This is a genomic window from Stenotrophomonas sp. 05L44_2, from assembly GCF_056665995.1.
On record NZ_JBFTNR010000749.1, the window covers coordinates 1 to 1,991 of the forward strand.

Sequence of the window (1,991 nt, forward strand, 5' to 3'; positions counted from 1 at the left end):
CCTGATGACCCACGACGCCTTCCAGCAGGAAAGCGAAGCCTCGGGCAAGTGGGTGCGCGCGCAGCTGACCTCGGCTCAGCTGCCGACCTACTTCGTCGGTGCGCAGGAACACTTCGACACCCGCAAGGCGATGCAGGACAAGCTGGGTGACAAGTTCAACCTGAAGGCCTACCACGACCAGATGCTGTCCTACGGCGCACCGCCGGTGCGCTTCGCACGCCAGCTGATGCTGGACCAGCCGATCGAGTGAGGGATCGGGTGTGAGTTGAATGAAAACGGCCCGGGGAAACCCGGGCCGTTTCTTTATCCGTGTGGCACAGCATCCACGCATGGCGTGGATCTACTGTTGCGCATCCACCGTGCGGCGTTGGTCATTGCTCCGCAGCTACAAAACCACCGGTCTGCCGTGCCCACAACCGCGCGTACAGTCCACCGGCCTCGATCAGCTCGGCATGGCTACCGGTCTCGACGATCCGGCCCTGGTCCATCACCACCAGCCGGTCCATGCGCGCGATGGTCGACAGGCGATGGGCGATCGCGATCACCGTCTTGCCGCCCATCAGCTCGTCCAGGTTGTCCTGGATGGCCGCTTCCACTTCCGAGTCCAGTGCCGAGGTCGCCTCGTCCAGCACCAGGATCGGGGCGTCCTTCAGCAGCACACGGGCAATGGCGATGCGCTGGCGCTGGCCACCGGACAGCTTCACCCCGCGCTCGCCGACATGCGCGTCGTAGCCACGACGCCCTTCCCCGTCGACCAGCGTGTCGATGAAGGCCTCCGCGCGCGCCTTGGCCACGGCCGCGCGCAGCTGCGCGTCGGTCGCATCGGGACGGCCGTACAGCAGGTTGTCGCGGATCGAACGGTGCAGCAGCGAGGTGTCCTGGGTGACCACGCCGATCTGCTGGCGCAGGCTTTCCTGGGTGACGTAGGCGATGTCCTGATCATCGATCAGGATGCGACCGCTTTCCAGGTCATACAGCCGCAGCAGTACGTTCACCAGCGTCGACTTGCCGGCACCGGAGGGGCCGACCAGGCCGATCTTCTCGCCCGGCTTCACCACCAGGTCCAGGCCGGCGATCACGCCGCCCTTCTTGCCGTAGTGGAAATGGACATCCTGGAAGTGCACACCGCCACGAGTCACCTGCAGCGGCACCGCATCCTCGCGGTCCTGCACGGTCAGCGGCTGGGCGATGGTGGTGATGCCATCCTGCACGGTACCGATGTCTTCGAAGATGCCGTTGATGGTCCACATGATCCAGCCGGACATGTTGTGGATGCGGATCACCAGGCCGGTTGCCAGGGTGATCGCGCCGACGGTGATGTGTCCGCCGTTCCACAGCCACAGTGCCAGGCCACAGGTGCCGGCGATGAGGAAACCATTGACGATGGCGATGGTCAGGTCCATGCCGGTGGTGATCCGGGTCTGCGCGCGGTGCTTGACCGCCAGCTCCTGGATCGAATCGGCGACATAGGCCTGCTCGCGGCCGCCGTGGGCGAACAGCTTCAGCGTGGGAATGTTGGTGTAGCCATCGACGATGCGTCCCATCGCCTTGGAGCGCGCCTCCGAGGCGATCCAGGCCCGTTCCTTCGCGCGCGGCACGAAGTAGATCATGATCACCACGTAGGCCAGCAGCCACAGGATCAGCGGCACCATCAACCGCCAGTCGGCCTGCGCGAACAGGTACAGCGCGGTGCCGGTATAGACCACGATGTACCACAGCGAATCGACCATCTGCACCGCCGACTCGCGCAGCGAGGTGCCGGTCTGCATCACCCGGTTGGCCATGCTGCCGGCGAAGTCGTTCTGGAAGAAGCTCAGGCTCTGCCGCACCACGTAGTTGTGCATCAGCCAGCGCGATCGATTGCTCAGCCCCGGCACGATGGCCTGGTTGACCAGCAGGTTGTGCAGGCCGACCAGGATCGGGCGCGCGATGACGGTGATGAACAGCATCCAGCCGAGGGTATCGGCATGGCGCTGGAAGAAGTCCGCACC

General features: G+C 64.9%; 2 protein-coding genes. One reads left to right on the forward strand and one right to left on the reverse strand.

From position 1 onward, the window contains the following. On the forward strand, nucleotides 1-250 hold a 250-nt coding region (locus tag AC1VAN_RS20155), incomplete at its 5' end, for a DUF885 family protein (RefSeq protein WP_480986567.1). Nucleotides 251-371: 121 nt separating this feature from the next. On the opposite strand, the gene smrA is transcribed toward AC1VAN_RS20155, so the two are convergent. Further along, the coding region (gene smrA / locus AC1VAN_RS20160; RefSeq protein WP_480986568.1) for a multidrug efflux ABC transporter SmrA at nucleotides 372-1,991 on the reverse strand (1,620 nt) is incomplete at its 5' end.